Source organism: Clostridium sp. NSJ-145 (genome assembly GCF_021044725.1).
GTDB lineage: Bacteria > Bacillota > Clostridia > Clostridiales > Clostridiaceae > Clostridium > Clostridium disporicum_B.
Map to the genome: position 1 here is coordinate 135,520 of NZ_JAJNOS010000009.1, position 24,978 is coordinate 160,497.

At 29.8% G+C, this 24,978-nt stretch carries 26 protein-coding genes and 4 tRNA genes; 14 read left to right on the plus strand and 16 right to left on the minus strand.

What is annotated here, in order from left to right; translation table 11 throughout:
- Nucleotides 1-149 precede the first annotated feature (149 nt).
- Together LQE93_RS09785 and LQE93_RS09790 are read left to right on the plus strand one after the other, a co-directional pair.
- Nucleotides 150-1,883: an ABC transporter ATP-binding protein gene (locus tag LQE93_RS09785; RefSeq protein ID WP_055264597.1), complete on the plus strand. Its 1,734-nt coding sequence runs from the start codon at nucleotides 150-152 to the stop codon at nucleotides 1,881-1,883.
- Between the two features lie 28 nt (nucleotides 1,884-1,911).
- A complete protein-coding gene (locus LQE93_RS09790) occupies nucleotides 1,912-3,897 on the plus strand; it encodes an ABC transporter ATP-binding protein (RefSeq protein WP_186839538.1) in 1,986 nt (661 codons plus the stop codon).
- Between the two features lie 196 nt (nucleotides 3,898-4,093).
- Here LQE93_RS09790 and LQE93_RS09795 read toward each other — a convergent pair whose 3' ends face one another.
- Nucleotides 4,094-4,414, minus strand: coding sequence for a hypothetical protein (locus LQE93_RS09795; RefSeq protein ID WP_172675744.1), 321 nt, complete (start codon nucleotides 4,412-4,414; stop codon nucleotides 4,094-4,096).
- Between the two features lie 198 nt (nucleotides 4,415-4,612).
- Here LQE93_RS09795 and LQE93_RS09800 point away from each other — a divergent pair, with 198 nt between their 5' ends.
- The 3 genes from LQE93_RS09800 to LQE93_RS09810 all read left to right on the plus strand — a co-directional run bounded on the left by LQE93_RS09800 (nucleotide 4,613) and on the right by LQE93_RS09810 (nucleotide 6,768).
- Nucleotides 4,613-4,960, plus strand: coding sequence for a hypothetical protein (locus tag LQE93_RS09800; RefSeq protein WP_055264599.1), 348 nt, complete (start codon nucleotides 4,613-4,615; stop codon nucleotides 4,958-4,960).
- 58 nt (nucleotides 4,961-5,018) lie between these two features.
- Nucleotides 5,019-5,522, plus strand: coding sequence for a GNAT family N-acetyltransferase (locus tag LQE93_RS09805; protein ID WP_055264600.1), 504 nt, complete (start codon nucleotides 5,019-5,021; stop codon nucleotides 5,520-5,522).
- A gap of 205 nt (nucleotides 5,523-5,727) precedes the next feature.
- On the plus strand, nucleotides 5,728-6,768 hold the full coding sequence (locus LQE93_RS09810) for a hypothetical protein (RefSeq protein ID WP_055264601.1): 1,041 nt from the start codon (nucleotides 5,728-5,730) through the stop codon (nucleotides 6,766-6,768).
- A 70-nt stretch (nucleotides 6,769-6,838) separates the two neighbouring features.
- Here LQE93_RS09810 and LQE93_RS09815 read toward each other — a convergent pair whose 3' ends face one another.
- Complete coding sequence (locus LQE93_RS09815; protein WP_172675745.1) at nucleotides 6,839-6,979, minus strand: hypothetical protein; 141 nt, start codon at nucleotides 6,977-6,979, stop codon at nucleotides 6,839-6,841.
- 194 nt (nucleotides 6,980-7,173) lie between these two features.
- Between LQE93_RS09815 and zupT the strand changes: the two genes are divergently transcribed.
- The 5 genes from zupT (at nucleotide 7,174) to LQE93_RS09840 (ending at nucleotide 8,452) form a co-directional block, all read left to right on the plus strand.
- Nucleotides 7,174-7,980, plus strand: coding sequence for a zinc transporter ZupT (zupT, locus tag LQE93_RS09820; RefSeq protein ID WP_055264602.1), 807 nt, complete (start codon nucleotides 7,174-7,176; stop codon nucleotides 7,978-7,980).
- A gap of 155 nt (nucleotides 7,981-8,135) precedes the next feature.
- Nucleotides 8,136-8,212 (plus strand) — tRNA-Arg (locus LQE93_RS09825).
- 4 nt (nucleotides 8,213-8,216) lie between these two features.
- Nucleotides 8,217-8,292 (plus strand) — tRNA-Lys (locus LQE93_RS09830).
- A 4-nt stretch (nucleotides 8,293-8,296) separates the two neighbouring features.
- Nucleotides 8,297-8,372 (plus strand) — tRNA-Val (locus tag LQE93_RS09835).
- A gap of 6 nt (nucleotides 8,373-8,378) precedes the next feature.
- Nucleotides 8,379-8,452: transfer RNA gene (locus tag LQE93_RS09840), tRNA-Gly, on the plus strand.
- A 220-nt stretch (nucleotides 8,453-8,672) separates the two neighbouring features.
- Here the strand turns inward: LQE93_RS09840 and LQE93_RS09845 are convergent.
- A complete protein-coding gene (locus LQE93_RS09845; RefSeq protein ID WP_148315744.1) occupies nucleotides 8,673-8,852 on the minus strand; it encodes a hypothetical protein in 180 nt (59 codons plus the stop codon).
- 188 nt (nucleotides 8,853-9,040) lie between these two features.
- A complete protein-coding gene (locus LQE93_RS09850; RefSeq protein ID WP_055264603.1) occupies nucleotides 9,041-10,159 on the minus strand; it encodes a lysylphosphatidylglycerol synthase domain-containing protein in 1,119 nt (372 codons plus the stop codon).
- Nucleotides 10,160-10,388: 229 nt separating this feature from the next.
- Here LQE93_RS09850 and LQE93_RS09855 point away from each other — a divergent pair, with 229 nt between their 5' ends.
- The gene (locus tag LQE93_RS09855) at nucleotides 10,389-12,152 is read left to right on the plus strand and encodes an aminopeptidase P family protein (RefSeq protein WP_231073357.1); all 1,764 of its coding nucleotides are present in this window, start codon (nucleotides 10,389-10,391) and stop codon (nucleotides 12,150-12,152) included.
- A 93-nt stretch (nucleotides 12,153-12,245) separates the two neighbouring features.
- Here the strand turns inward: LQE93_RS09855 and LQE93_RS16810 are convergent, their stop codons facing one another.
- From LQE93_RS16810 to LQE93_RS09870, 4 genes are all read right to left on the minus strand, one after another.
- Nucleotides 12,246-12,380, minus strand: coding sequence for a hypothetical protein (locus LQE93_RS16810; RefSeq protein WP_269144363.1), 135 nt, complete (start codon nucleotides 12,378-12,380; stop codon nucleotides 12,246-12,248).
- A 42-nt stretch (nucleotides 12,381-12,422) separates the two neighbouring features.
- Nucleotides 12,423-13,262 carry a hypothetical protein gene (locus tag LQE93_RS09860; RefSeq protein WP_055264605.1) on the minus strand — a complete coding sequence of 280 codons (840 nt, stop codon included), beginning with the start codon at nucleotides 13,260-13,262 and terminating at the stop codon, nucleotides 12,423-12,425.
- Nucleotides 13,263-13,460: 198 nt separating this feature from the next.
- Nucleotides 13,461-14,750, minus strand: coding sequence for an ABC transporter permease (locus LQE93_RS09865; protein WP_231073358.1), 1,290 nt, complete (start codon nucleotides 14,748-14,750; stop codon nucleotides 13,461-13,463).
- Complete coding sequence (locus LQE93_RS09870) at nucleotides 14,750-15,664, minus strand: ABC transporter ATP-binding protein (RefSeq protein WP_231073360.1); 915 nt, start codon at nucleotides 15,662-15,664, stop codon at nucleotides 14,750-14,752. The genes LQE93_RS09865 and LQE93_RS09870 overlap by 1 nt, the downstream gene beginning before the upstream one ends.
- Before the next feature lie 299 nt (nucleotides 15,665-15,963).
- Between LQE93_RS09870 and LQE93_RS09875 the strand changes: the two genes are divergently transcribed.
- Entirely contained in the window at nucleotides 15,964-17,181 is a 1,218-nt protein-coding gene (locus LQE93_RS09875; RefSeq protein ID WP_231073366.1) for an NAD(P)/FAD-dependent oxidoreductase, read from the plus strand.
- Nucleotides 17,182-17,343: 162 nt separating this feature from the next.
- Here the strand turns inward: LQE93_RS09875 and LQE93_RS09880 are convergent, their stop codons facing one another.
- From LQE93_RS09880 to LQE93_RS09905, 6 genes are all read right to left on the minus strand, one after another.
- A complete protein-coding gene (locus tag LQE93_RS09880) occupies nucleotides 17,344-17,943 on the minus strand; it encodes a manganese catalase family protein (protein WP_055264609.1) in 600 nt (199 codons plus the stop codon).
- An 18-nt stretch (nucleotides 17,944-17,961) separates the two neighbouring features.
- Nucleotides 17,962-18,207, minus strand: a complete 246-nt coding sequence (locus LQE93_RS09885) for a spore coat protein CotJB (RefSeq protein WP_055264610.1) — start codon at nucleotides 18,205-18,207, stop codon at nucleotides 17,962-17,964.
- Between the two features lie 18 nt (nucleotides 18,208-18,225).
- Complete coding sequence (locus LQE93_RS09890; protein WP_084758968.1) at nucleotides 18,226-18,387, minus strand: spore coat associated protein CotJA; 162 nt, start codon at nucleotides 18,385-18,387, stop codon at nucleotides 18,226-18,228.
- A 117-nt stretch (nucleotides 18,388-18,504) separates the two neighbouring features.
- Nucleotides 18,505-19,122 carry a manganese catalase family protein gene (locus tag LQE93_RS09895; protein ID WP_055264611.1) on the minus strand — a complete coding sequence of 206 codons (618 nt, stop codon included), beginning with the start codon at nucleotides 19,120-19,122 and terminating at the stop codon, nucleotides 18,505-18,507.
- 15 nt (nucleotides 19,123-19,137) lie between these two features.
- A complete protein-coding gene (locus LQE93_RS09900; protein WP_055264612.1) occupies nucleotides 19,138-19,386 on the minus strand; it encodes a spore coat protein CotJB in 249 nt (82 codons plus the stop codon).
- Nucleotides 19,387-19,399: 13 nt separating this feature from the next.
- Nucleotides 19,400-19,564, minus strand: a complete 165-nt coding sequence (locus tag LQE93_RS09905; protein WP_148315745.1) for a spore coat associated protein CotJA — start codon at nucleotides 19,562-19,564, stop codon at nucleotides 19,400-19,402.
- 233 nt (nucleotides 19,565-19,797) lie between these two features.
- Here LQE93_RS09905 and LQE93_RS09910 point away from each other — a divergent pair, with 233 nt between their 5' ends.
- Together LQE93_RS09910 and LQE93_RS09915 are read left to right on the plus strand one after the other, a co-directional pair.
- Nucleotides 19,798-21,564: an FUSC family protein gene (locus tag LQE93_RS09910; RefSeq protein ID WP_231073367.1), complete on the plus strand. Its 1,767-nt coding sequence runs from the start codon at nucleotides 19,798-19,800 to the stop codon at nucleotides 21,562-21,564.
- A gap of 62 nt (nucleotides 21,565-21,626) precedes the next feature.
- Nucleotides 21,627-22,061 carry a MarR family winged helix-turn-helix transcriptional regulator gene (locus tag LQE93_RS09915; protein WP_055264613.1) on the plus strand — a complete coding sequence of 145 codons (435 nt, stop codon included), beginning with the start codon at nucleotides 21,627-21,629 and terminating at the stop codon, nucleotides 22,059-22,061.
- A 215-nt stretch (nucleotides 22,062-22,276) separates the two neighbouring features.
- Here LQE93_RS09915 and LQE93_RS09920 read toward each other — a convergent pair whose 3' ends face one another.
- Together LQE93_RS09920 and LQE93_RS09925 are read right to left on the minus strand one after the other, a co-directional pair.
- Nucleotides 22,277-23,626 carry a [Fe-Fe] hydrogenase large subunit C-terminal domain-containing protein gene (locus LQE93_RS09920; RefSeq protein ID WP_231073368.1) on the minus strand — a complete coding sequence of 450 codons (1,350 nt, stop codon included), beginning with the start codon at nucleotides 23,624-23,626 and terminating at the stop codon, nucleotides 22,277-22,279.
- A gap of 157 nt (nucleotides 23,627-23,783) precedes the next feature.
- Nucleotides 23,784-24,977: a DHHW family protein gene (locus LQE93_RS09925; protein ID WP_231073370.1), complete on the minus strand. Its 1,194-nt coding sequence runs from the start codon at nucleotides 24,975-24,977 to the stop codon at nucleotides 23,784-23,786.
- Nucleotide 24,978 lies beyond the last annotated feature (1 nt).

Below are 24,978 nucleotides of genomic sequence, written 5' to 3' on the forward strand. Positions count from 1 at the left end.
TTTATATGAATATATAGAACTTACTATAAAAGGGCTTCACTGTTAGAGAAATTTAGTGAGAAATAGAAAAAGTTTAAAAGTAGCATTATTATAATCAGCAAATATATTTAAAAGTGAAGTTCAAAATTAGTTAAAAAGAGGTGAATTAGATGGTTAAGAAATTACTTCCGTATATGAAGAAGTACAAAACTCCTTTAATTTTAGGGGTAATGTGTGCAGCATTAGAAGCTATATTTGAATTATTAATCCCATTAGTAATGGCAAATATAGTTGATATCGGTATAACTACTGGTAATAGCTGGTACACGATTAAGATGGGATTACTTATGGTAGGGATGGCATTAATATCACTATCATTCGGGCTTGGATTATCTAAGTTTGCAGCAGAAGCTGGACAAGGCTTCGGAGCTGAGTTAAGAGAAGCTGAGTATGTAAAGATTCAAGGATATTCATTTAAGAATATTGAAAAGTTTAGTACAGCATCACTTATTACTCGTTTAACAACTGATGTAACTACTATACAAAACTCAGTTACAATGGGAATTAAGTTACTTGTAAGAGCACCTATGATGCTTATATGTGCTTGTATATTATCAGTTACAATAAGTCCACAGCTTGCAATGATATTCTTAGTATCTATGCCGATTTTAGTTATTTCAATCGGACTTATTATAAAAGCAGTTAGACCAAGATTCGAGGCTATGCAAAAGAAGATTGATAATATGAACACTATAGTTCAAGAAAACTTAATTGGTATCAGAGTTGTTAAATCATTTGTTAGAGCTAAGAAGGAAAAAGAAAAGTTTAAGACTGCTAATGATGATTTAGTTAAGTCAGCTGAAGGAGCATTTGGACTTGTAGTTTTAAATATGCCAATAATGCAAGGTGTTGTATTTGCTAGTATTATAGGTATACTTTGGTTTGGTGGTCATATGGTTAATGCAGGTACATTAACAGTAGGTAAGCTTACAAGCTTTATGACATATTCATTCCAAATATTAATGTCTCTTATGATGATTGCAATGGTTCTTATGATGATTTCTAGATCAGTTGCATCAGCAGAGCGTATAATAGAAGTTTTAGAAGAAGAATCAGATATTAAGAATCCAGAAAATCCAGTAATGGAAGTTAAAAATGGAGATATCGAATTTAGAAATGTAAACTTCAAGTATGAAGATGATAGTGAAGAAAACAACTTAGATAATATAAACATCACTATTAAGTCAGGTGAAACTGTTGGTATCATTGGTTCTACAGGTTCAGGTAAGACAAGCTTAGTTCAACTTATACCAAGACTTTATGATGTTACAGAAGGTGAAGTTTATTTAGGTGGAGTTAATGTTAAGGATTATGACATAGAAACTTTAAGAAATGAAGTTGCTATGGTTCTTCAAAAGAACACTTTATTCTCTGGAAGTATAAATGAAAACTTAAGATGGGGTAATGCAGAAGCTACAGAAGCTGAAATTGAAGCAGCAGCTACAGCATCTTGTGTAAGTGAGTTTATAGATAGATTACCAGGAAGATATGATATGCATATCGAACAAGGTGGAGTTAACGTATCTGGTGGACAAAAGCAAAGACTTTGTATTGCTAGAGCACTTCTTAAAAATCCTAAGGTTATTATATTAGATGATAGTACAAGTGCAGTAGATACAGCAACAGATGCTAAGATTAGAAAAGCATTTGCTGAAGATTTAAAGGATACTACAAAGATTATAATTGCTCAAAGAGTTGTATCTGTATGTGAAGCAGATAAGATTATAGTTTTAGATGATGGTAAGATAAGTGCTATCGGAACTCATGATGAGTTAATGGAAAGTAGTGAAATTTATAAAGATGTATACAAATCTCAACAGGAAGGGGTGGGTTTACGTGAGTAAGGAAAAAATGCCTAAAGGCGGTCCAGGAATGATGGGACCAGGTGGTAAAAGAGGACCAGGTGGTCCAAAGCCAAAGAATATGAAAAAGACCATAAAAACTTTATTAAAATATGTAGGTAAGCATAAGGGATTATTATTTTTAGTAATGGTTCTTGTAGTTCTAAACTCTGTTGCTATGGTATCAGGTTCATATTTCTTAAAGCCATTAGTTAATAATTATATATTACCAGGTGATTTTACAGGACTTGCTAAGATGCTTGTATTACTAGGAAGTATTTTCTTACTTGGTGCATGTGCAGCTTATGGATATGCAAGAATTATGGTTCATATATCACAAAAGACTGTAAGTGAAATAAGAAGAGACTTATTTAATAAGATGCAAGATCTTCCACTTAAATATTTCGATAGAAATACTCATGGAGACTTAATGAGTCTTTATACTAACGATATTGATAGTGTAAATGAAGCTTTAAATAACAGTTTTACTAATATTTTAGCTTCAGGACTTACTTTTATAGGAACTATTATAATGATGATAGTTTTAAGTCCTGTAATGTGCATAATAACAGTTTCATTCTTAGCTTTAATGATGTTCTTAGTTAAGAAGGTTGGGTCAAAGAGTGGATATTACTTTGGATTACAACAAAAGAATATAGGTAAATTAAATGGTTATGTTGAAGAAATGATAGAAGGACAAAAGGTTATTAAGGTATTCTGTCATGAAGACAAAGCTATTGAAGACTTTAAGAAGCATAATGAAGAGTTAAGAAAAGCTTCAACAGGAGCTCAAACTTTTGCTGGATTTATGATGCCTATGCTTGGTAACCTTTCTCATATAAATTATGCGGTTACTTGCTGTGCAGGTGGATTACTTACTATTGCAGGAATGTTTGATATAGGTTCACTTGTATCTTATCTTCAATATACAAAGCAGGTATCTAACCCAATAGCTCAAGTTTCACAACAAGTAAATATGATTTTAGCAGCTCTTGCTGGTGCTGAAAGAATATTTGCAGCTTTAGATGAAGAAGTTGAAGTTGATAATGGGCAAGTTACTTTAGCTAGAGTAAGAATTGATGCTAATGGAAACTTAGAAGAAACTGAAGAATATACAGGTCACTGGGCATGGAAGATTCCAGTTAATGAAGTTGCAGCTGATATTGATGGAAACTTAGCAGGAATTTATAGAACTACTATAGTTGACGGATTTGAGCTTAGAGAACTTACTGGAGATGTTAGATTTAAGGACGTAGTCTTTGGATACAATGAAGAAAAGACAGTATTAAAGAACATCAGCCTATTTGCAAAACCAGGTCAAAAGATTGCCTTCGTAGGATCAACTGGTGCTGGTAAGACAACAATAACTAACTTAATAAATAGATTCTATGAAATTAATTCAGGAACTATTACTTATGATGGAATAGACGTTAAGGACATCAAGAAGGATGATTTAAGAAGATCTCTTGGAATAGTTCTTCAAGATACACATCTATTCACAGGAACTATTGCAGACAATATAAGATACGGTAACTTAAAGGCTACAGATGAAGAAGTTAAGGCTGCAGCTAAGCTTGCAAATGCTCATACTTTCATCAAGCATTTACCACACGGATATGACACAGTTATAACTGGTGACGGAGAAGGTTTATCTCAAGGTCAAAGACAATTACTTGCAATAGCTAGAGCAGCGGTTGCAAACCCACCAGTTCTTATAATGGACGAAGCTACAAGTTCAATAGATACAAGAACAGAAAAGCTTATTGCAGAAGGTATGGATAAGTTAATGGAAGGAAGAACTGTATTTGTTATAGCACACAGACTTTCAACTATTAAGAACTCTAAGGCAATAATGGTTCTTGAACAAGGTGAAATAATTGAAAGAGGAAACCACGACTCTTTATTAGAAGAAAAGGGTAGATACTATCAATTATATACTGGTAAAGCAGAACTTGATGTTGATACAGATGAATCAGTTGTAGAAAAAACTTCTGATAAAGAAGAGAAATATGCTTAATGCCTTTAATAGGTGAAAAGCTAATATAAAGTAAAATTTAGTGCAATCTCTTTATGAGGTTGCACTTTTTCTATGTATTTATTAAAGGATAAATTTTAATATGATGGCATTTAATTTTATAATAAAAATAGACATTTTTTAATAGTCCAAATTTATTAAAAGCTTTCTAGATATCATAAGTAGATTCATAAAAGCATTATTCTAAAGTATCATACTCAAAAACTACTTCTCCATTACCAATAACAATAATAACATCATCTTTACCTATTAGTTTAGTAGATGTTACAGCATTAGTCCTTAAGTCAGTATATAATCTTAAATATTCGCCTGGGACGAGTACTATTACAGTCATAGTAGTTGAAGAAATGTTTCTAAAATCAGCATTAATACTCTTGAAAGTTTCCTGTTTATAGATACCTTCTTTAAGTATTTTAGTTTTAGGCTCTGCATATGCAGTTGTTGTAAAAATGGAAAGTGCAACTAACAAAGTAAATATAAATTTTTTGATTTTAATCAACTCCTTTCCATAATTAGTATACTTAAAATTTATAAAAATACACTGAAAGATAATAGTTAGATGTTAAAAAATTTTTTAAAAGTCTTAGTTAAAAAAGATAACCACTGAGGAGAGTGTTATAATATAAATTGATAGAGAAATAAGAATAATTATAAAATATTGAAGTAAGTATATTAAACTATTATATAAGGAGAAGTTATGTCAGAATTAAAGGTGTTTACTAAAGAGATGGTAACAGGTGGAGATACTTATGAAATAGCATATGCTCATTCTTATCCTGAAAGGCATTGGTCAGAGGATTCATTGTATTTTAATGATGATGAAGATGGAATTAAGATACTAAGTCCATATTTTGATAAGGTATTTCCTGAATATGCGTATTATGGACCTCAAAAGGTTAGAATATATCAGTGGAATGAAATTGAGAGGCTTTGCAGGGAAGAGAATAATGAAAATATTTCTATAGAAGAATTTTTTGAAAAGGTAAGAAGCTGGATTAATAAAGGGAACAAAGGTGAGGACTATTTCTGGATTTTAGGATTATAAAGTAGTGAAAATTGAGAAACATTAAATTATTATATAGATGAAACAAAGGAGAATAAAAATGATATTAAGAAAATCAGATATAAATGATATAAATAGTATAATGAATATTATCAAACAAGCACAAGAATACTTTAAATTAGAGGGAATTGATCAATGGCAGAATAATTATCCTAACGCTGATACAATACATAATGATATAGAGAATGGTGAGAGTTATGTTTTAGTAAAGGATAATAATATCATTGCTACAACAGCACTTTCTTTTAATGGTGAACCTACATATAATTCTATTTATGAAGGAAGCTGGATTAACAATGGTAAATATGCAACTATTCATAGAATAGCAGTTGATAATAATTATAAAGGATTAGGAGTAGCACGTGAAATTATAAAGCAAGTTGAGGAGCTTTCTGCTAAGGAAGATGTACACAGTATAAAGGCTGATACACATGAAGATAATCTTTCTATGCAGAAGATGCTTAAGAAAAATGGTTTTCAGTATTGTGGAGTGATTTATTTAGAAGATGGAAGCAAGAGAGTAGCTTTTGAGAAAATTTTATAGTTAATAAAAGGTTTGTTTTTATACCATAGAAACAAGCCTTTTCTATTTAATATAATAAATTGAAAATAAAGATTATTTAACAAAAATATAGAAGAATTGGAAAGGAATTGTTAACTAATAATTATTCTTGACTAGGAAGAATTACAAACTTATAATTAACATGTAGATATAAAATATAATTTAATTTATTTTAGGGGGTTTACAGATGAAAGCAAAAAAGATAATTGGATTATGTTTAGCTGCTGCTTTAGTAGTTGGAATGGTAGGATGTCAAAGTGCTACTTCTAATGGAGGAAACAATACTCAACAAGAAGCATCAGCAGAAAAAGTAACATTAAAAATTGGACAAACTAACTTTGCTGCTCACGGAACAAAAGCATTTGCTATGGTTACTGCAGTAGTTAACGGAGATGAAATTGTTGATGCATACATCGATGAATTCCAATACATGAGTGCTGATTCAGCAACTGGAATTGTAAACAGCGAAGGTATGGCTGACAACATAGCTGAAGGTAAAGTTTTAGCTTCAAAGCGTGAAAACAATGAAACATACTCAGCATCTCTAGCTGAAAAAGCAGGGTCAACTGTTAAGTACACAGACAACCTTGTAGCTATCCAAGACTTCGTAAAAGGTAAGAAGATTTCTGAATTAGAAGACTTAGTTAACAATAAGTCAGCAGAAGAAGTTACAGATGCTGTAACAGGAGCAACTCTTGCAGATACTGCAGGATACATCAAAGCTGTATTAGAAGCTGCTAAGCAAGCAGAAGGAACTACAGGTGTAGAATTTGCTGGAAACCTTGAAGATTTAAAATTATCTCAAGTTTACGCAGCAGCTCACGGAACAAAAGCTTTTGCAGTAGTTTCAGCATTAACTGACAATGATAAGGTTGTTTTATCATACATAGATGAATACCAATTCATGGCTGCTGATGGAACTACAGGTGTTGCAAACAGCACTGAAGGATTAGCAGATAACGTAGTTGAAGGAAAAGTTTTAGCTTCAAAACGTCAAAACAGTGATGCATACTCAGCAACTATGGCTGAAAAAGCAGGATCAACTGTTAAGTTTGCTGATAACTTAAATGCTATCCAAGAATTCGTTGATGGAAAGACAGTATCAGAATTAGAAGAAGTTACTGCTAAAACAAACGAAGAAGTTACAGATGCTGTAACAGGAGCAACTCTTGCAGATACTGCTGGATACATCAATGGAGTAATCCAAGCTGCAAAATCAGCTCAATAGCAATTAAAAATGTATTTAAAAAATGAGGATGTTAAAATTACATCCTCATTTTTGTATTTATTGAATGAATCTATTTTTTTAGAACTAATCCTTTACTTCTAATACAAGTACATTCTTTTGCCTCTTCTGTATGTAGGCATTGGTATTTAATTTTTTGAGGTGCTTGAATCTCAACAGTTTCTTTTTTATCTTTTAATTCTTTTGTTTCCATATATATAAATCCTTTCAGTAAAAATATTTAATAATATTATATATTTAATAATAACTATTATCAAATAGAATATTATTGAAATAATAAATAATTTTAAAAAAGAGTAATATAAAAATTTATTAAAAGGAAATTATTTACAAATAATAGTAATTGAATTACAATATCATTAGATGAAAAAAAGGAGCATAATAGGTATGGGAGTAATATTTGCTTTTGGTTTGACTTTACTTGCAGGATTGTCTACTGGTATAGGAAGTTTAATTGCTTTACTTACGAAGAAAACTAATAATAAATTTTTAGCAATTTCATTAGGATTCTCTGGAGGAGTAATGATTTATGTATCGTTGGTTGAGATATATCAAGATGCTAGAATTTCATTAGTAAGTTTTTATGGAGATACACTAGGAAAATGGATTACCGTATTAGCTTTTTTTGGAGGAATGTTACTTATAGGTATAATAGATAAGATAATACCTTCACCAGAAAATCCTCATGAAATAAAGAAAGTTGAAGATATGGATAAAAATTCTGAAAGTTGTAATACAAGCAGGTCAAACTTAATGAGAATGGGATTATTTACAGCAGTTGCATTAGCACTGCATAATTTTCCAGAGGGAATTGCAAATTTTATGTCTGCAATGCAAGATACTACAATAGCTATTCCTATAGCATTTGCAATAGCCATTCATAATATTCCAGAAGGAATTGCAGTATCAGTACCAATATTTTATGCTACAGGAAGTAGAAAAAAAGCTTTTGTATATTCTTTTGCTTCTGGATTAACTGAGCCTTTAGGAGCAATTATTGGATATACACTTTTACGACCATTTATGAGTGAGGGAGTTCTTGGAATTGTATTTTCAATGGTTGCAGGAATAATGATATTTATATCTTTAGATGAATTATTACCAGCAGCTAGAGAGTATGGGGAACATCATTTATCTATATATGGAATGGTAGCTGGTATGGCAGTTATGGCAATAAGCTTATTGCTTTTTTAATTATATATTGAGTTAGTGTAATTGCCATATTATTTTTGATTGAGTCATAATAAAATGGTTAATGGTAAAAATTACATTTAAAATAGGTATTGACCATTTGGCTAAAATAATATATTATACTATTTGTGCTTAGGAAAAGTACAAATAGTTATGATGCGTGTTTAGCTCAGCTGGATAGAGCAACGCCCTTCTAAGGCGTGGGCCAGGAGTTCGAATCTCTTAACACGCACCACTGTGATTCACTAGCTCAGTCGGTAGAGCACTTGACTTTTAATCAAGGTGTCCGGGGTTCGATTCCCCGGTGAGTCACCAACTGGGAAGCATAGCTCAGCTGGGAGAGCATCTGCCTTACAAGCAGAGGGTCACAGGTTCGATCCCTGTTGTTTCCACCATAATTTGCGGGTATCGTATATCGGTAATACTCCAGCCTTCCAAGCTGGAAAGGTGGGTTCGATTCCCACTACCCGCTCCAAATAAAAGGTAACTGTGAATTCAGTTATCTTTTTTTATTTTAAATATTATTTGTATAAACGAAGAAAAAACCTTAGGCACAAGTTTTATAACTCAATGCCTAAGGCTTTTTTTATCCTAATAAGGACAGATTAATTTAGTTAAGTTATTATTAAATTTTTTATAGAGCTAAATATTTATTTTATAGAAAGAAGCATTTCTATAAAAAGCTAAGCATTATATTACCAGAACCCAAATAAAAGTATTAGTGGGATTAAACCCCAACCGCCACCGAAACCGCAACCGAAGCCGTTACCCCAGCCACCACAGCCGTAGCAGTTATTACCCCAGCCACCACATCTATTGCCACAACCACCGCAACAGTTATTACGTCCATAATTACAACAACCTCTGTTATACATAACGTCATCTCCTATCATTTGTTTTTACAATATATACTATTCAAGAGATCAACTTATGTTGTCTAATAAAGTAAAATTATTATTTATTATGTATGATTAAAGAATAATAAAACTGATATTTAACATTTGGTGTTGGTATAAACTTAATATTGTAATAAACAGTTCTTAATTTAAAGCTAGTCCACAATTTATACAGCTTTACTTAAGCTTATTATAGGTAGCTTTAAGCCAAGGTTTAGTAATTTTTGAACAACTTTATTAAATAAATAGATAATCTTAGTAGGGATTATTGATACTTTTATGATAGGCATCAATATCCATATAGGTATAAGTAAAAGTATTAATAATAAAATAAAGTGAGAAGATACAGCTAACATATCTTTTAATAGAGTTCTTACTTTTGAGCTTAAATCTCTACATAATTCAAAGCTATACAGAATCATTCCAATTAACATAGGTATCAAATAATAGCTTATTCTATATAGAAGTATTAATAAAAGTACTTGTTCTGAAGGAACACCATAATTACCAAGTCCAAGTAATAAAGCTAAATCAAATGTTCCTATACCGCCAGGAGTCATACTAATCACAGCAACTATAATTGCTGATACATAAACTGATAAGAAATCTAAAGGATTGATAGATATATTAAGTATAAACATTAACCCGTATATAAGTATAATGGTAGTTATCCATTCAGAGACAGATATTAAACATATATTAATTGAAAATAAGAATTCGCCAGAATCCTTTGTTTTTAAGTATTTACGAATTAATATAGTTAAAACAACTGGAATATAAAGCGATATTATAAAAGCCGCAATATTTGTAAAACCTGAAAAGTTACCTTTTAATATATTTGAAATAGAAAAAACAAAACATACCATAGCAAAGCCACTAAGGTTAAATAGTACTATCTTTGATAATATTTTTGTAAGCTTCTTTTTATCATCAGTATATTTTGAGTAAAAATGACTCTTAAGTATTAAAGCTGTACTACCACCAAGACCAACGACATTGGCTATAGAGCTGGCAATCCACGAGTATTTGTATAGTTGAGTTAACTTAAGATTTATATTCACTCGTTTTCTTAATAATAAATCATAAAAAGATAATGGTAGGTAGGAAATTAAGCCTAGAACTAAAACTATTAATAATTTACTAAGAGTTAACTCGTCTGCATAAATATAAAATAAGTTCATATCAATTGTTGTTAACATTGAATAGAATTCTTTTAAAGCTATAAATAAAATTATAGATATTAGTAAAATTTGAAATATCTTTTTGTAAGATGATTTTATTTTCACAATATCCCCTCCTTGTAAATAACATAAAATTATGTTTTTATTCATAATAATACCATACCATTAAAGAAAAGTTAACAAAAAATTTAAAATTAGTAGTTAAATGTAATAGCAAAATTGATTACAATATGAGCAATAAAAGATAAATATAATTCTATATTTCTTTATATTCACATTTTTGTTACACTTAGTAATATAAAAGTTTTTAGAGATATGTGATAAGGAGATATATATGAAAATAGTTAATAAATTAAGAACCATTATGAAAAATAATAATATAGATCATTATATTATAACTAGTAATGATCCACATCAAAGTGAGTATGTAGCAGATTATTATAAGGGAAGAGCTTATATTTCAGGATTTACAGGTTCAGCTGGAACTCTTTTAGTATCTTCTGATAAGGCTAAATTATGGACAGATGGTAGATACTTTATTCAAGCTGAAAATGAACTTAAAGGTTCAGGAATAGAATTAATGAAGATTGCCACAGCGGGATATCCTACTTTAGAAGAATATATCAAGGAAAATGTTAAAGAAAATGAAACTTTAGGTATTTGCGGAAATTGTTATGCAGCAAGTGCATATAAGAAGTTATTAGAGATAGCAGAAGAGAATAATTTTAAAATAAACTTAGAACATGATTTATTAAATCATGTATGGAATGACAGACCAGAATTACCTAAGGAGAAGATATTTTTACATAATGTAATGTTCAGTGGGGAAAGTGCAAGAGAAAAAATATTAAGAATAAGAAAGAGAATGTCTGAGTTAAAAGCTGATAACTTTATTTTATCATCTCTTGATGATATAGCATGGACTTTTAACATAAGAGGAAATGATGTGAAGTTTAATCCTGTTGCTCTAGCTTATGCTTTAATATCTCAAGATGCAGCTACATTATATATTGATAAGAAAAAGGTTACAGATGAAATAATCCGTAATTTAAATTATGAAGGCGTGAAGATTAAGAATTATGACGATATATTCGAAGATGTTAGAAATATAAAAACATCAGTATTTATTGACTTATTAAAGACAAATGCAGAGATATATAATGCTATTTCTAAAGAGGTTAAAGTAATAGAAGGAACAAATATAACTACAGAATTAAAAGCTATAAAAAATTACGTAGAGCTAGCAAGCTTAGATAACTGTCAGGTTAGAGATGGTGTTGCTATGGTTAGATTCATAAAATGGCTAAAAGAGAGTGTAGGTAAAATAAAGGTTACAGAACTAAGTGCTACAGAAAAATTATCTAACCTTAGAGCAGAAGGAATAAATGCAAAAGGAGACAGCTTTGGAACTATAGCTGGATATAAAGACCATGCAGCTATGATGCATTACTCAGCCAATGAGGAAAGTGATTATGAAATAAAAGAAGAAGGATTATTCCTTGTAGATTCAGGTGGACAATACTTAGATGGAACTACAGATATAACAAGAACTTTTGTTATGGGAGACTTAACAGAAGAGGAAAAGATAGATTATACATTAGTGCTAAAAGGTCATATAGACTTAAGTATGGCTAAATTCTTAAAAGGCACAACAGGGATGCATTTAGATATTTTAGCTAGGGCAGCACTATGGAAACATGGAATAGATTATAAGTGCGGAACAGGCCATGGGGTAGGATTCTTCCTTAGTGTACACGAAGGACCACAAGGAATCAGACCTTCAGGAAATACAGTAGTCCTTGAACCAGGAATGATATTAACTAATGAACCTGGAGTTTACAAGGAAGGGAAGCATGGAATAAGAATTGAAAATACATTAGTAGTAATTAAAGATGAAGCCAATGAGTTTGGAGATTTTTATAGCTTTAAAACAATATCATACTGTCCAATAGATTTAGGAGCTGTTATCAAAGATATGCTTACTAAGGATGAGATAAATTGGCTTAATAATTATCACGAAACAGTTTATATCAAGTTAGCACCATTTTTAAATGATGAAGAAAAAGTATTCTTAAAGGAAATAACTAGAGAGATATAATGAAAAAGTAATACTAATTATAAAAAAGTTCTACCATTGAAGGTAGAACTTTTTCTTTCTCTTGGCTCAATAAATTGATTATTGATAATTAAATTAAGAATTTTTCTTAATATAAATTTTTAAAGCTTTTATTATAAGTATTAAAATGTATATGCCTAAACCTGCAATAGCTAAATACAAAGCAATATTAAAATACCCCAAAAAGATTACTGGTACTAATGGCTCCATAAAATCTCCCCCTTTTAGTTTATAAATTTAATGAACTTAAGTTTAACATTGCTTATTAAATTGCTTATTGATTTTATAATTTGACTTTATAATAAACCAAAGTACTCCTGTTGGTATTATATTTACTAATAAAGTTAACCATGTATTAAATGGAGAATTGGTTATCAAATTATATAGGTATGGTAAAATTGCTAATAAAAAATATAAACTAGCTATTACTATGATGTCTTTAAATTTACTCTTCATTTTAGGATAATATTTTGAAATAAAAAATGTAGATATTACGGCTATAAACATAACTCCGAAAGCACCTATATCACCTATTGAAGACTCAATACTTATCCCTCTAATTAATGCTAATACTATCCCAGATAATGAGAATAACACCATACAAACTATTGTAGAAACAAATTCATGTTTGTTCTCTTCTATTAATTTTATCTTTTTCTTTTTAGATGGTTTTGCTAATAGATATGAAAATAATAATGTTTGAATAAGGATTTCTGGTGCTCCTTTTAAATGAAACTCTAATGGCAACTTAGTATACACTATACCTTCTATTGAAAATGGCGCAGGCCCAGGTGTGTTTATTATTCCTATTATACTTAATATAGCCCATAATTTTAACCAACCATATTTTTTACCAATAAAGGTATCTTTAAATAATAGTAATACTGCTCCAAATAATATTCCTCGAATAACTTGCACTAAAGGTCCTAATAAGGTACTTAAACCTCCAACTTCTCTCATAAATCCATTTACTCCATCCATAGTAAATAAACTATTATAATTAAATACTACAGAAAATATTATTCCGCATAAAATATAAGTTAGAATATGTATACCTGTTGCTTTTAGGATAAACTTTAGATTGTTGTTCATACATTCTCCCCCTTTTTTGATGTTATATTTTAATACATAAAATAATACAAATATGAACTTAGTAGTTAATATTATATTAACATAATTATCCAATATGTTGCACTGTAAATTCTATATTTTGGGTATTGGATATAAAAATAGCGCTATAATGAGTAAAAATCATTATAACGCTATAATTAAGCTAGTCTTTAGATAATGCTATTTCTTCTTTAGCCACTTTAAGGCATTCTTTAATTTGATTGGGTTTCCGTATCTTAAAGTTGCAAGTCTATAGATTTTAATTGCTCCCCATGCAACTGCTATAGTAGATAATACTAATATAACAAATGAAATTATTATCTCTATAGTAGATACAGTACCCATAGCTATACGGATAAGCATAGTCATAGATGAACTAAATGGAACGAAAGAAGCTATTTTTACGATTAAGCTGTCAGCGTTACCCATCATTCCGAACATGCTTATAAAGAATACTATAACAAATATCATAGTAATAGATCCGATACTTGAACTTATATCTTCTGTTTTAGAAACTAAAGCACCTAAAGCACCAAAGATAAAGCAGTAGAATAGGTAACCAACTCCTCCGAAGAATGCAAAGGCAATTAGGATATCGCTAGGCATCTTAAGCACGCCGTCTAGCATACCGTTCCAAGCATCTCTATTTATAGCATAAGTTACAACTCCTGCTGATAACATTACTCCAACTTGTATAACACTAGCAAGTGTTGCTGCAATTACCTTGCCTAATATAAGGCTAGTACTACTTGTGCTTGTAACTAATACTTCAATAGCTCTAGAGCTTTTTTCTGATGTAACAGAAACTGCTACAAGCTGACCATAAAGAATTGTCATCATATAAATTACAAAGACAAGGATATAAACATATCCAAAGTTGCCCGCACCATCTTTACCTAAAACAGTTGTTTCTGATGTTATTGGCAGATTAACTATTGTTTCAAGCTCAAGGTAATCTATACCTTCCTTTTCTGCATACTCTTTACGATTTATAGCAGCAAGAGCAGATTGAAAAGTCATTTGGCTCATATCAGCAAAATTTGAATTTTCAACTAAGTAATAATATTTAACTGCGCTTTCTACAACGAAACCAGCTTTTGCAGAACCATCTTTAACCAGCTTTTCAGCATCCTCTTCACTAGTTACTTTTTCAAAATTTGCATTAGGGAAGTAGCTTTTAATAAGCTCAAAGTTATCATCAGCTATAAGTCCACTTTTATCAAATATTACATAATTAACATTTTCCTCATCACCATCTGAGTCAATAACACCTGAATCTTCACCTTGGTTTTCTTCGACGGTAGCATTATTTTTAGAAAGTCCAGGTATAAGGCCTGATAAATCAAATAAAGAAGGCAGTGATAATCCAATAATTAATATTGCAGAAATAAGTATAGTTGTTATCATATAACCTTTATTTTTAAAGTAGTTAGTTAATTCAAAGCTTAAAACATTAAGAAATTTTTTCATTATTCATCACCTGCCTTTAATACGAATATGTCTGTTAATGTAGGCTCATACTCTGCAAATTTTTCAATATCTATATCAGTAGTTAGTATTTTTTGAAGTAAGTCATTTTTACTCTTGCCATCACATAATTCAAGTACTATAAAGTTTTTCTTAGTTTCATATACTTTAACTATGTCAGCAAGATTTTTAGCAGCAAAGCTACTAAGTTCTTCTAAAGACATATTATTAGCACTTAATATAAGTCTGTTTTTACCAAAATCCTTTTTAATATTTTTAAGATTACCACTTAAAACAATTTCCCCTTTATTGATAATGGCAATCTCATCACAGAATTCTTCAACATAGCTCATTTGATGGCTTGAGAATATTACAAGTTTATTATCTGCAATAAGTTCATTTACAACATCTTTAAGAATTTGAGAGTTAACAGGGTCAAGACCGCTGAATGGCTCGTCTAATATTATTATGTCTGGATTACATACAAGAGTCTGAGCAAGCTGAACCTTTTGCTGATTACCTTTAGATAAGGTTTCAAGCTTTCTGTTTTCATATTCAGAAACTCCAAGCCTATTAAGCCATTTTCGAGTACTTTCCTTTGCCTCCTTCTTAGTCATGCCACGTAAAGTAGCAAGGTACACTATTTGTTCCATAACTTTTTTCTTTGGATATAGGCCTCTTTCTTCTGGCAGATAACCAATTTGAAAATCTTTTGGGTTGAAGTTTCTACCATCCATAAGTATTTCACCAGAGTTTGCTTTAAATACATCCATTAAAATACGTATAGTGGTAGTTTTACCTGCTCCATTTCTTCCTAAGAGTCCTAATGCTTTTCCACTTTCTACTGAAAATGAAATTCCATGAAGAACTTCATTATCTTCAAAAGTTTTTCGTAGTTCTTTTACTTCTAGTTTCATTATTAACCCCCTGAAACATTTTATAATGCTTTAATTTAAAATATAATATAGTAAATTATAACCTATTATAATGGTATTAAATACTATTTGCAATATGTTTTAGAAAATTTTGTTACAATTATTTTACCAAATAAATACAAAAAATTAAATTAAGAAAAGATTAAGTTTGATAAATGAACAAAAAAATCAAATAAATGCATATAAAAATTCTTTATAATACGAAATTTATCAACATAATGTTATAATTAATAAAAGTATAAGCAATAATTATAAGTAGTCGGATATTGGAGGAACTAATGATGGATAAGAAAAAAGTTATTGTAGTGGGAGCAGGGCCTGCAGGAATAATGGCAGCGTTAAATGCAGCTAAGAATAATGATGTTATATTAATAGAAAGAAATAATGAAATAGGTAAAAAGCTTAAGTTAACTGGTGGAGGAAGATGCAATATCACAAATAAAAGAGATATTGAAGAATTCTTTAATAGAGTAGTAAATAACAGTAAGTTTTTATATAGTTCATTTTATAACTTTACTAATGAAGATCTTTTAGCTTATCTTGATGAATGTAACTTTGAATATAAGGTAGAGTACGATAATCATAATAAAGTATATACAAGTAGTGATAAGGCAGAAGATTTTATAGAATTATTAAAAAATAACTTAGCTAAAGCTAAAGTAAAGATTTTATACAATAAACAGGTTACTGATTTAATAGTAGAGGACAGAATTATTAAAGGTGTAGTAACTGATGATAATAATAAAATATATGGAGATAAAGTAATAATAACTACAGGTGGAAAGAGCTTTCCAGTGACAGGGTCAGATGGAAGCATGTTTGAGGTTTTAGAAAGACATGGACATAAGATTAATCAATTATATCCAGCTTTAGTTCCTCTTGTAATAAAAGAGGAATTTGTAAAAAGACTTCAAGGTATTTCAATGAAAGATGTAGTATTTAGAGCTAAGGTTAAGAAGAAAAAGATTGAAGTAACAGGGGATATGATATTTACTCATTTTGGTATATCAGGACCAGGAGTATTAATACTTTCATCATATATAAATAAAGCTTTAGAAAATGGAGAAATAGAAGTTACATTAGATTTCTTAAAAGATAAGAGTAAGGAAGAGATATCAGCCTTAATAAGAAGCAACCCTAATAAGACAGTATTAAATAATATGAAAGGTTTATTAACTCAAAGCTTCTTAAAGGAGATTATAGAAAACTTAGGCTTAACTACTACTAAAGCAGCAGAGCTTAAAAAAGCAGATGAAATGAAACTTATAGAATTTATAAAAGAAATGAAGCTTACAGTGAGAGAAACTTTATCAATAAAGGCTGCACAAGTAACTTCAGGAGGGGTAGCAGTTAAGGAAATAGATGCTTCAACTATGGAATCTAAGCTTATTCAAGGCTTATACTTTGCAGGAGAAGTAATAGACGTTGATGCAGAAACAGGTGGATTTAATCTTCAGATTGCATTTTCAACTGGAACTTTAGCAGGAAGTGATTATTAAGAGTTAATCGGTAGAGGAGGGAGCTGAAATAAACAGCCCCCTTATTTTTTTGAGTTATCTGTCTTTATATAATTTAATTTATAATTTTATAGATATAAAATACGGATATTTATTAGAGAAAATTATAACCTATTAAAACTAACAAATTATAGGTTATTTATATTAACATATATCATTTTTAGGGTAATATACTTTAGAACCGTTTTGTGTTATATGGTCTTGAACATTCATTAAAGCCTCCCCAAATCTTTGGAAGTGAACAATTTCCCTTTGTCTTAGAAATCTTAAAATTTCTTTAATTTCTTCTTCATCAGTTAAATTAATTAACCATTCATAAGTTGCTCTTGCTTTTTGCTCAGCAGCCATATCTTCATGAAGGTCTGCTACTACATCATCCTTGGCTTGAATATAAGTTGCAGTCCAAGGGTTACCTTGAGCATCAGCATAATATAAAGCTCTTCCATGGTCTACATAGTGTCCACCAAGTCCAGCATCTTCTAGTTCAGCTAGTGTAGCATTAGACATTAATTGATAAATCATAGTAGCAATCATTTCAACGTGAGCCATTTCTTCAGTACCTATATCAGTTAGTAGTGCTTTAGATTTATTAGTAGGCATTGTATAACGTTGATTTAAATATCTAAGGGCTGCACTTAACTCTCCATCAGGACCACCGTATTGAGACATAAGATATTTAGCCATTTTTAAGTCTTTAGACTGTAGGTTTATTGGATATTCTAAAGTTTTTACATAATACCACATTCAATTATTCCTCCTTTGTTAATTTTCCCATGGCCATTGGCAGTTTACCCAAGCTTTAGGATTTTCATATGAAGCTGAGCCAAAGTTGGTTAATGGACCGTATTGTTTCTCATATTTGCGAACTAGTTCATCTAATTTTGCAGATATATTTCTATAGTCTTCTGTAGCTTCTGTGTTATTTGGAAAATTATCTAAATATAAATTTAGTTCAACAGCATAAAAGATATATTTCATAATTTCAACTAATAATGGATTTTCACTCATAATTAATCACCTCACTTTTTATTCAGTTTCAGTATATGGACGGATAAGGTCCCTGAAAATTGTTCCTGATTTTATAGCAGCAGTAAGTGAAAGTAGATTTTCATATTTTTGAGGCACGATATAAGCTCTTCCATATTCAAGTCTCTTTAGTGGATTGGCTTTTTTTTCTTCAGTATTCATAAAAATCAATCTCCTTTTGTAAAATTTATAATATATAATATGAAAAAAGAAAAAATGTGTTACATAAGGATATAAAAAGGAGCTGACTTAGCAGCTCCTTTTTGCATATATTAACAATTATCTTATATAGTCGTCTGCAGTTACTATAGTTCTTTTTTCGCAGCAGTAATTTGGATTTGATGAGAAGTGATCTTGTACATTCATTAAGGCTTCACCAAATCTTTGGAAGTGCACAACTTCCCTTTCTCTTAAAAATCTTAATATCTCTTTAATCTCTTGGTCATCAGTTAAGTTAATCAGCCACTCATATGTTGCTCTTGCCTTTTGTTCAGCAGCCATATCCTCGTATAAATCAGCAACTACATCATCTTTAGCTTGAATATAAGTTGCAGTCCAAGGGTTACCAGTTGCATCAGTATAGAATAAAGCTCTTCCATGGTCTGTATAATGACCACCAAGACCAGCCTCTACTAATTCATCTAGTGTAGCATTTGACATTAATTGATATACCATAGTTCCTATCATTTCAACGTGAGCCATTTCTTCTGTACCAATGTCAGTTAATAAGGCTTTTGCTTTACAAGTTGGCATTGTAAAACGTTGATTTAAATATCTAAGGGCAGCGCTTAATTCACCATCAGGTCCACCATATTGAGAAACAAGAAATTTAGCCATTTTAAGATCTTTTGATTTTAAATTTATTGGATATTCCAATGTTTTAACGTAATACCACATTAATATATTCTCCTCCTATTTATTTTCCCAAGGCCAAGGACATGATGTCCATTTTTCAGGGTCTTCTATAGAAGAAGAACCAAAGTTAGTCAATGGCCCATAAGTTTCTTCGTATTGACGAATTAAACAATCAAGTTTTTCAGAAATCATTTTATAATCTTTTGTGGCTTTTGAGTTTTCAGGGAAGTTATCTAAATATAAATTAAGATCTACAGCATAAAACATGTATTTCATAATATCTATTACTAATGGATTGTCGTACATAATATTCACCTCTCTATTTCTTTACTGTTTCAGTTTCTTCATATGAGCTACGAAGATCTCTAAATATTGTACCTAGCTTAAAAGCTTCAGTAGTTGAGAGTAAATTTTCATATTTTTGAAGTGCTATACATGCTTTTGCATATTCATTATTAGTTAAATTTGGGTCTTTAATTTTCATTTTTTTACTAAACCTTCCTTAATGAATTTATATATACTATATCTTATACAAAATATGAGAAAGTGTGGCATAAATGGAGGAAAAATATCGAAAATATATAATTTTTTAGAGTTTTTTAGTAAAAGCAATATATATTCTTGTAACTGAATGAAAATAAATAGAGATACTTGCTAATAATAGTTAATATAAAATGTTTTAAATTATATCAAGTTAACTTATGAGGAGAAAAAGATATGTTTAAAGGGATTAATACGTATAGTATGTTGAAAAATGGAACAATAGCAGTACTTACTATGTTTGGAGTTGGAATTCTTTTTGGTGAAAAGAATATAATGCTTGCTTTTCCTATAGCTTTAACATCAGCGGTACTTGGGAGACAAAATTTTAAGGTAAAGACTTTTAATAAAACAATTAGGATAATATTAATAGATTTAATTATTGTAACATTAGCTTATATTTCAAGATTAAATATATTTATAGGAATTTTTATAAATTTTATAAGTATATTTTTAATTATGTACACTATAACAAGTCCATATGACCCAACATTTTATAAGCCTTTTATTATGTTGTATGTATTTACACAATATGCATGGGTACCACTAAATAAAATGCCAGCAAGATATTTATCAGTAATATTTGGAGTTTTGATTATAGTAATATGTAATAAAATAGTTAATGAAATAAATGAAAAAAGCCTTTTAGGAAAGAGCATATATAAGGCGCTAAGCTTAATATCAGAAGGCTTAAAAGATATATTAGAAGGTAACTATACTAAAAAGAAAGAGCTAGAGTGTACAAATATTATGAGAGCTTTAGCGTATAAAGTTTATGTATCTAGATATAAAGATTATCTTACAACTAATTTAGGGCAAATTCAGTTTAAGATATTTATGGATATAGAACATCTTAATCTTTTTCTAAGAAAGATTGAAGAAGGTTATTCACATAAGGATATAACTAAGAGAGAGATTGAAGAGTTAATTAGCTTGGTAGAACAAATCAAGAAATTTTCTAATGGAAATATAAACGTAGAACAAGTAGTTAACGAAACAAATAGATATGTAAATAAATATATTAAAGAAGCAAAGTATGGATATGAAATATCAGTTATTTTAATTAATTTAAGCAAAAATATTAATTCATTAAATGCAGTAGATAGAAGAGAAATAAATAAGGTATATGAAAAATGGCAAAGAAGTTATCTAGATAAAACTAGATATACTTTTAAAGAATACTTTAGAAAGGATAGTATAAGATTTAAGTTTGCCATGAGAATGGCTATAACATTAACTTTATCACTTTTCGTAGGAGAAATTTTAGGATTTTATAAAATAATATGGGCAATAATCACTATTATGTCAGTGATACAACCGTATTACGAGGATACATTAAAGAAGACAAAAGATAGAGTAGTAGGAAATACAATAGCTATAATATTTACAGGTGTAGCTATAAATCTGATAGATAATAAATTTGTGACAATAGCAATTTTAATAGCATCATTATATTTACTTTATGCCTTTAAGGAATATCATAAGATATCACTTTTTGCAGCCATTGCATCTATATCGGTTTCTTCATTAAGTAATAATATAAATGAGCTTTTACTTTATAGAATTGCATATGTAATAGTTGGAGTTTTAATAGTAATAATAGCAAATAAATATATATTTCCTTATAAATTACAAGATGGTATCAGACAACTTGAAGAAAAGGTAAAAAGGTATAATGAGATGTTACTCAAAGAAGGAAAATTATATTTGCAAGATGAAGGAGATATACATATTGTAAGAGATATAATTATTCATTTAACACTTATGAATCAAAAGCTATATCTTAGAAATATACAATATGGAGATGAAAATGTAGATATATTTATTGATGATAATACATATTTTGCTATTGAAGTAGGATATTCCATTCTTATGTCTTATGGAAAAAGTAAAGAATTTAAGGAAAAAAAGCTTGAAGAGATAAGTAAATTGAAGTTAAACTAACAATGTACTTGTTCAATTTAGGAAAAGTAGTATTACTTTAAAGAGTGGGAGATACACATATTATGGAAAGAAAAAACAAAGCGTTTAGGGCTGCTATGATGATAAAGGAATTATACTCGAAAACTACTAATATAATTAGTGATAATCTTAGGGAGAGCGGCTTAACTCATCAACAATGTATGGTTATTCAATTAATTGCTCACAAAAAAGAAATGACTATTACAGAGCTTTGTAAAGAAATGTCTTTAGCGAAAGGTACTGTTTCGGGAATAGTACAAAGACTAGAAAAACTAGGTTACTTAGAAAAAGAAAAAAGAGAAGATGATAAGAGAAATACTTATATAAAATTCTCTAAAAATGGATTAGATTTTGCTAATACATTTAAGAGTAATATGAGTAGTAGCTTTGAAAATATATTTAGTAATTGTAGTGAAGAAGATATGGATGAAATGATAGTAGATTTAAGAAAGATATTAAACAAAATTGAAGGAAAATAGAAATAAATTGTTCGCGAAGCTCACAGGTGAAAGGTCGACTTCATCGAAGTGAAAAGGCTACTAACGTAGCGGGGAAAAGTTAACTTAAGTTAAAGTGAAAGGTACTAATGTAGACACTTTTCACTATTGCTATAGGCAATATTTTCACTGTCACGCCAGTGACATTTTCCCCTTTGACGAAGTCAAACTTTTCACCAAAGTGCTTTAAACTTTATTTAAAATGTTCTATGAAGTATTGATATTTTATCATCGTCTTCAAAGTCTTTTAGAGAGTTTATGCCTAATTCTCCTAATACATCATCTAGAGTTGAGCTATGAGCAGCAATCTTTATAGGGGAATAAAAAGCAAAGTTATTTGTTGCCATTGTACCTTCTTCTTTAGGAATAAGTACTTTAGGTCCACCAACACAACCGCCGATACAACCCATGCCTTCTATAAAGTTACCATCTATTTCACCCTTCATAGCTTTATCCAATAGCTCTTTGCAAGCTTTTACACCATCAGCTTTAACAGCTTTAAGGTGCTCACTTTTATTAGGATATAATTCTTCAACCATTTCGTTTATAGCAACTGAAACTCCCCCAGCTCTTCCGTATAATCGGCCTCCTTTAGATGCGTACTCAACACTTGGAATACCTTGGAGTTCTTCAGGATGTATATCTAAAATTTGAAATATTGAATCTAGTTCTTGATATGTTAATACAAAATCTATAGCACCGGCTATATCTTTTTCTTTAGCTTCAGCTTTTTTAGCTATGCAAGGGCCAATAAAGACTACTTTTGCATCTTTGTTTAGTTTTTTTATGACTCTTCCTGCAGCAACCATAGGTGATACTGAAGGAGAAAGGTCAGGAACTAATTCTTTATAAACTTTCTTTAGCATTCCAACCCACATTGGACAACAACATGAAGTAATCATTAAGTCATTAGGGCCATTAACATGCTTATTAAATTCAACAGCTTCTTTTATTGTAAGCATATCAGCTGCAAAAGCGACCTCAAGCATATCTGTAAAACCAACTTTCATTAAAGCTGCTCTTAATTGATCCATTGTTACGTTAGGACCAAATTGACCAATTATTGATGGTGCTACGGCAGCTACTACTGTTTTATTATGATTTATAAGATCTTTAATAGGTATAAATTCAACTCTATCTAATATTTTACCATCATTACATGCATCTACACATAATCCACATTCAACGCAAGTATTTTGATCTATATAAGTGGTGTGTTTTTTATCATCATATTTAATAGCGTCAAAAGGGCAAGTAGCTTGACATCTAAATTTATGATTTTCATCTTGAGTACAGTTAGTAGTACATTCTTCAAGCTTAGATACGATACGTTTATTTACTGCATAGTTAGTTATAGCTTTTTTTAAGTTATATACAAAGTTATTATCAAAAGGAATATCTACACCACAAAGAGAAGTGATAATTTTAAATGTCTCTTGTGGAGATTTATCATGACAAGTCATTATCATATTAAGTGTCTCATCAAAATTTCCTGTATAATATGATTTAACTAAATCATCAAATAAATCACTATATTTACTATTCATATTTTCCTCCTATAAATAAAGATTTAAAAGTGAGAGCTCGTTCAAACTAACAGTAGATATTGTTAGTATATATTTTAGGAAAAGATTTTATGTACTTATAAGAAAAAACTTTAACAAAGGTTTCCCAATGTTAAAGTTTTTTAAGTAATGGAATAATTTAATTTTCAATATTTAATATAGAATCATCACTATTAAATGTATTAGAATTATATAAGAACAAGACATCTGTTATTTCTTTATTTTCAATTAATTTGTCTAAGTCATCATAATAATATCTTAAATCAACTACATTAATTTCTCCGTAGTGAGATGTTAAAAAAGGTAGAAAGCAATTTGCATAGGAATCTTTAATGATTAACAATTTCTTATTTGGATCACCTAAGGTTTTTATATTTATTAATGCATGATTTCCACCACTAAACACACAATACTTATCTTTTTTATCTAAGTATTCACTATCAAAGAGGCTTGTACTTTTGATTTGTTCACTTACATAATTAACAACAAAATCAGATTCTTTAGGAATATATACATCAATACTATCTGACACTTTGCCTTTTGTACCTATTTTAGAGGATAGGCTACCATAAAATGAATTAGTAACATTAACAATATCAAAATCATCAATAGACTTTGGTGTTAAGCCTAATTTTTCACACATTACTGTGTAAGCGATATATGCTCCTTTACTTGTCCAGTGATGATCTGTTTTATAGAAGAGGTAGTCATCTTTATTTTGATTTAAAGCTTCATATGGGTTTATGGTAATAATATTATCATTTAATCCAGAAAAAACCTTATTTATATAATCTAGCTCATCATCATTAGGAGCATATTTAGGTAGTTTTTCTTCAAGAACTTTAGTTGCTGTAGGTGTCAGAATAAAGCTCATATTCAAATTGCTATATCTTTCATAAAAGGAGTTTATTGCAGCTATTTTGGCATCAGTTTCTTCCTGTGATGCCTCTATAAATTTTTCAAATAGCTGTCCATCCTTACCAATAAAAATAGAGTTACTTTCATCTTTACCTTCTAGTTTTTCTAAATTAGACTTAATGCTGACAAAGCCTTTCTTTCCAGCAAAATTATCTTCTACATAGTTTGTATATTCTTTTGTGAAATCACCACTTAAGAAGCTTTTTATTGTAAATTTAGGCATTGTAGCAAGGGTTCTATTTTCTTCTTCAGAGAAGGTTTCATCTACTTTAAGGATATTAAAAATAATTACAATAGAAATAAAACCTATGAACATTAAAGAAGTAAGTATATTTAGTGCTCTGTTATTACGCTTTACTTTTCTTTTCTTTTTTTCTTTTACTTTTAGTTTATAGTCAATTTTTTGATTTTCCATA

Excerpts from the sequence above, each read along its gene's own strand:
- LQE93_RS09880 (WP_055264609.1), bottom strand. The coding sequence starts at position 17,943 with ATGTGGTATTATGTAAAAACTTTAGAATATCCAATAAACCTACAGTCT.
- LQE93_RS09865 (WP_231073358.1), bottom strand. The coding sequence starts at position 14,750 with ATGAAAAAATTTCTTAATGTTTTAAGCTTTGAATTAACTAACTACTTT.
- LQE93_RS09790 (WP_186839538.1), top strand. The coding sequence starts at position 1,912 with ATGATGGGACCAGGTGGTAAAAGAGGACCAGGTGGTCCAAAGCCAAAG.
- LQE93_RS16810 (WP_269144363.1), bottom strand. The coding sequence starts at position 12,380 with ATGGAGCCATTAGTACCAGTAATCTTTTTGGGGTATTTTAATATTGCT.
- LQE93_RS09855 (WP_231073357.1), top strand. The coding sequence starts at position 10,389 with ATGAAAATAGTTAATAAATTAAGAACCATTATGAAAAATAATAATATA.
- LQE93_RS09885 (WP_055264610.1), bottom strand. The coding sequence starts at position 18,207 with ATGAGTGAAAATCCATTATTAGTTGAAATTATGAAATATATCTTTTAT.
- LQE93_RS09785 (WP_055264597.1), top strand. The coding sequence starts at position 150 with ATGGTTAAGAAATTACTTCCGTATATGAAGAAGTACAAAACTCCTTTA.
- LQE93_RS09875 (WP_231073366.1), top strand. The coding sequence starts at position 15,964 with ATGGATAAGAAAAAAGTTATTGTAGTGGGAGCAGGGCCTGCAGGAATA.
- LQE93_RS09860 (WP_055264605.1), bottom strand. The coding sequence starts at position 13,262 with ATGAACAACAATCTAAAGTTTATCCTAAAAGCAACAGGTATACATATT.
- LQE93_RS09815 (WP_172675745.1), bottom strand. The coding sequence starts at position 6,979 with ATGGAAACAAAAGAATTAAAAGATAAAAAAGAAACTGTTGAGATTCAA.
- LQE93_RS09805 (WP_055264600.1), top strand. The coding sequence starts at position 5,019 with ATGATATTAAGAAAATCAGATATAAATGATATAAATAGTATAATGAAT.
- LQE93_RS09900 (WP_055264612.1), bottom strand. The coding sequence starts at position 19,386 with ATGTACGACAATCCATTAGTAATAGATATTATGAAATACATGTTTTAT.
- LQE93_RS09845 (WP_148315744.1), bottom strand. The coding sequence starts at position 8,852 with ATGTATAACAGAGGTTGTTGTAATTATGGACGTAATAACTGTTGCGGT.
- LQE93_RS09810 (WP_055264601.1), top strand. The coding sequence starts at position 5,728 with ATGAAAGCAAAAAAGATAATTGGATTATGTTTAGCTGCTGCTTTAGTA.
- LQE93_RS09920 (WP_231073368.1), bottom strand. The coding sequence starts at position 23,626 with ATGAATAGTAAATATAGTGATTTATTTGATGATTTAGTTAAATCATAT.
- LQE93_RS09870 (WP_231073360.1), bottom strand. The coding sequence starts at position 15,664 with ATGAAACTAGAAGTAAAAGAACTACGAAAAACTTTTGAAGATAATGAA.
- LQE93_RS09895 (WP_055264611.1), bottom strand. The coding sequence starts at position 19,122 with ATGTGGTATTACGTTAAAACATTGGAATATCCAATAAATTTAAAATCA.
- LQE93_RS09915 (WP_055264613.1), top strand. The coding sequence starts at position 21,627 with ATGGAAAGAAAAAACAAAGCGTTTAGGGCTGCTATGATGATAAAGGAA.
- LQE93_RS09925 (WP_231073370.1), bottom strand. The coding sequence starts at position 24,977 with ATGGAAAATCAAAAAATTGACTATAAACTAAAAGTAAAAGAAAAAAAG.
- LQE93_RS09800 (WP_055264599.1), top strand. The coding sequence starts at position 4,613 with ATGTCAGAATTAAAGGTGTTTACTAAAGAGATGGTAACAGGTGGAGAT.
- LQE93_RS09905 (WP_148315745.1), bottom strand. The coding sequence starts at position 19,564 with ATGAAAATTAAAGACCCAAATTTAACTAATAATGAATATGCAAAAGCA.
- LQE93_RS09910 (WP_231073367.1), top strand. The coding sequence starts at position 19,798 with ATGTTTAAAGGGATTAATACGTATAGTATGTTGAAAAATGGAACAATA.
- LQE93_RS09890 (WP_084758968.1), bottom strand. The coding sequence starts at position 18,387 with ATGAATACTGAAGAAAAAAAAGCCAATCCACTAAAGAGACTTGAATAT.
- zupT (WP_055264602.1), top strand. The coding sequence starts at position 7,174 with ATGGGAGTAATATTTGCTTTTGGTTTGACTTTACTTGCAGGATTGTCT.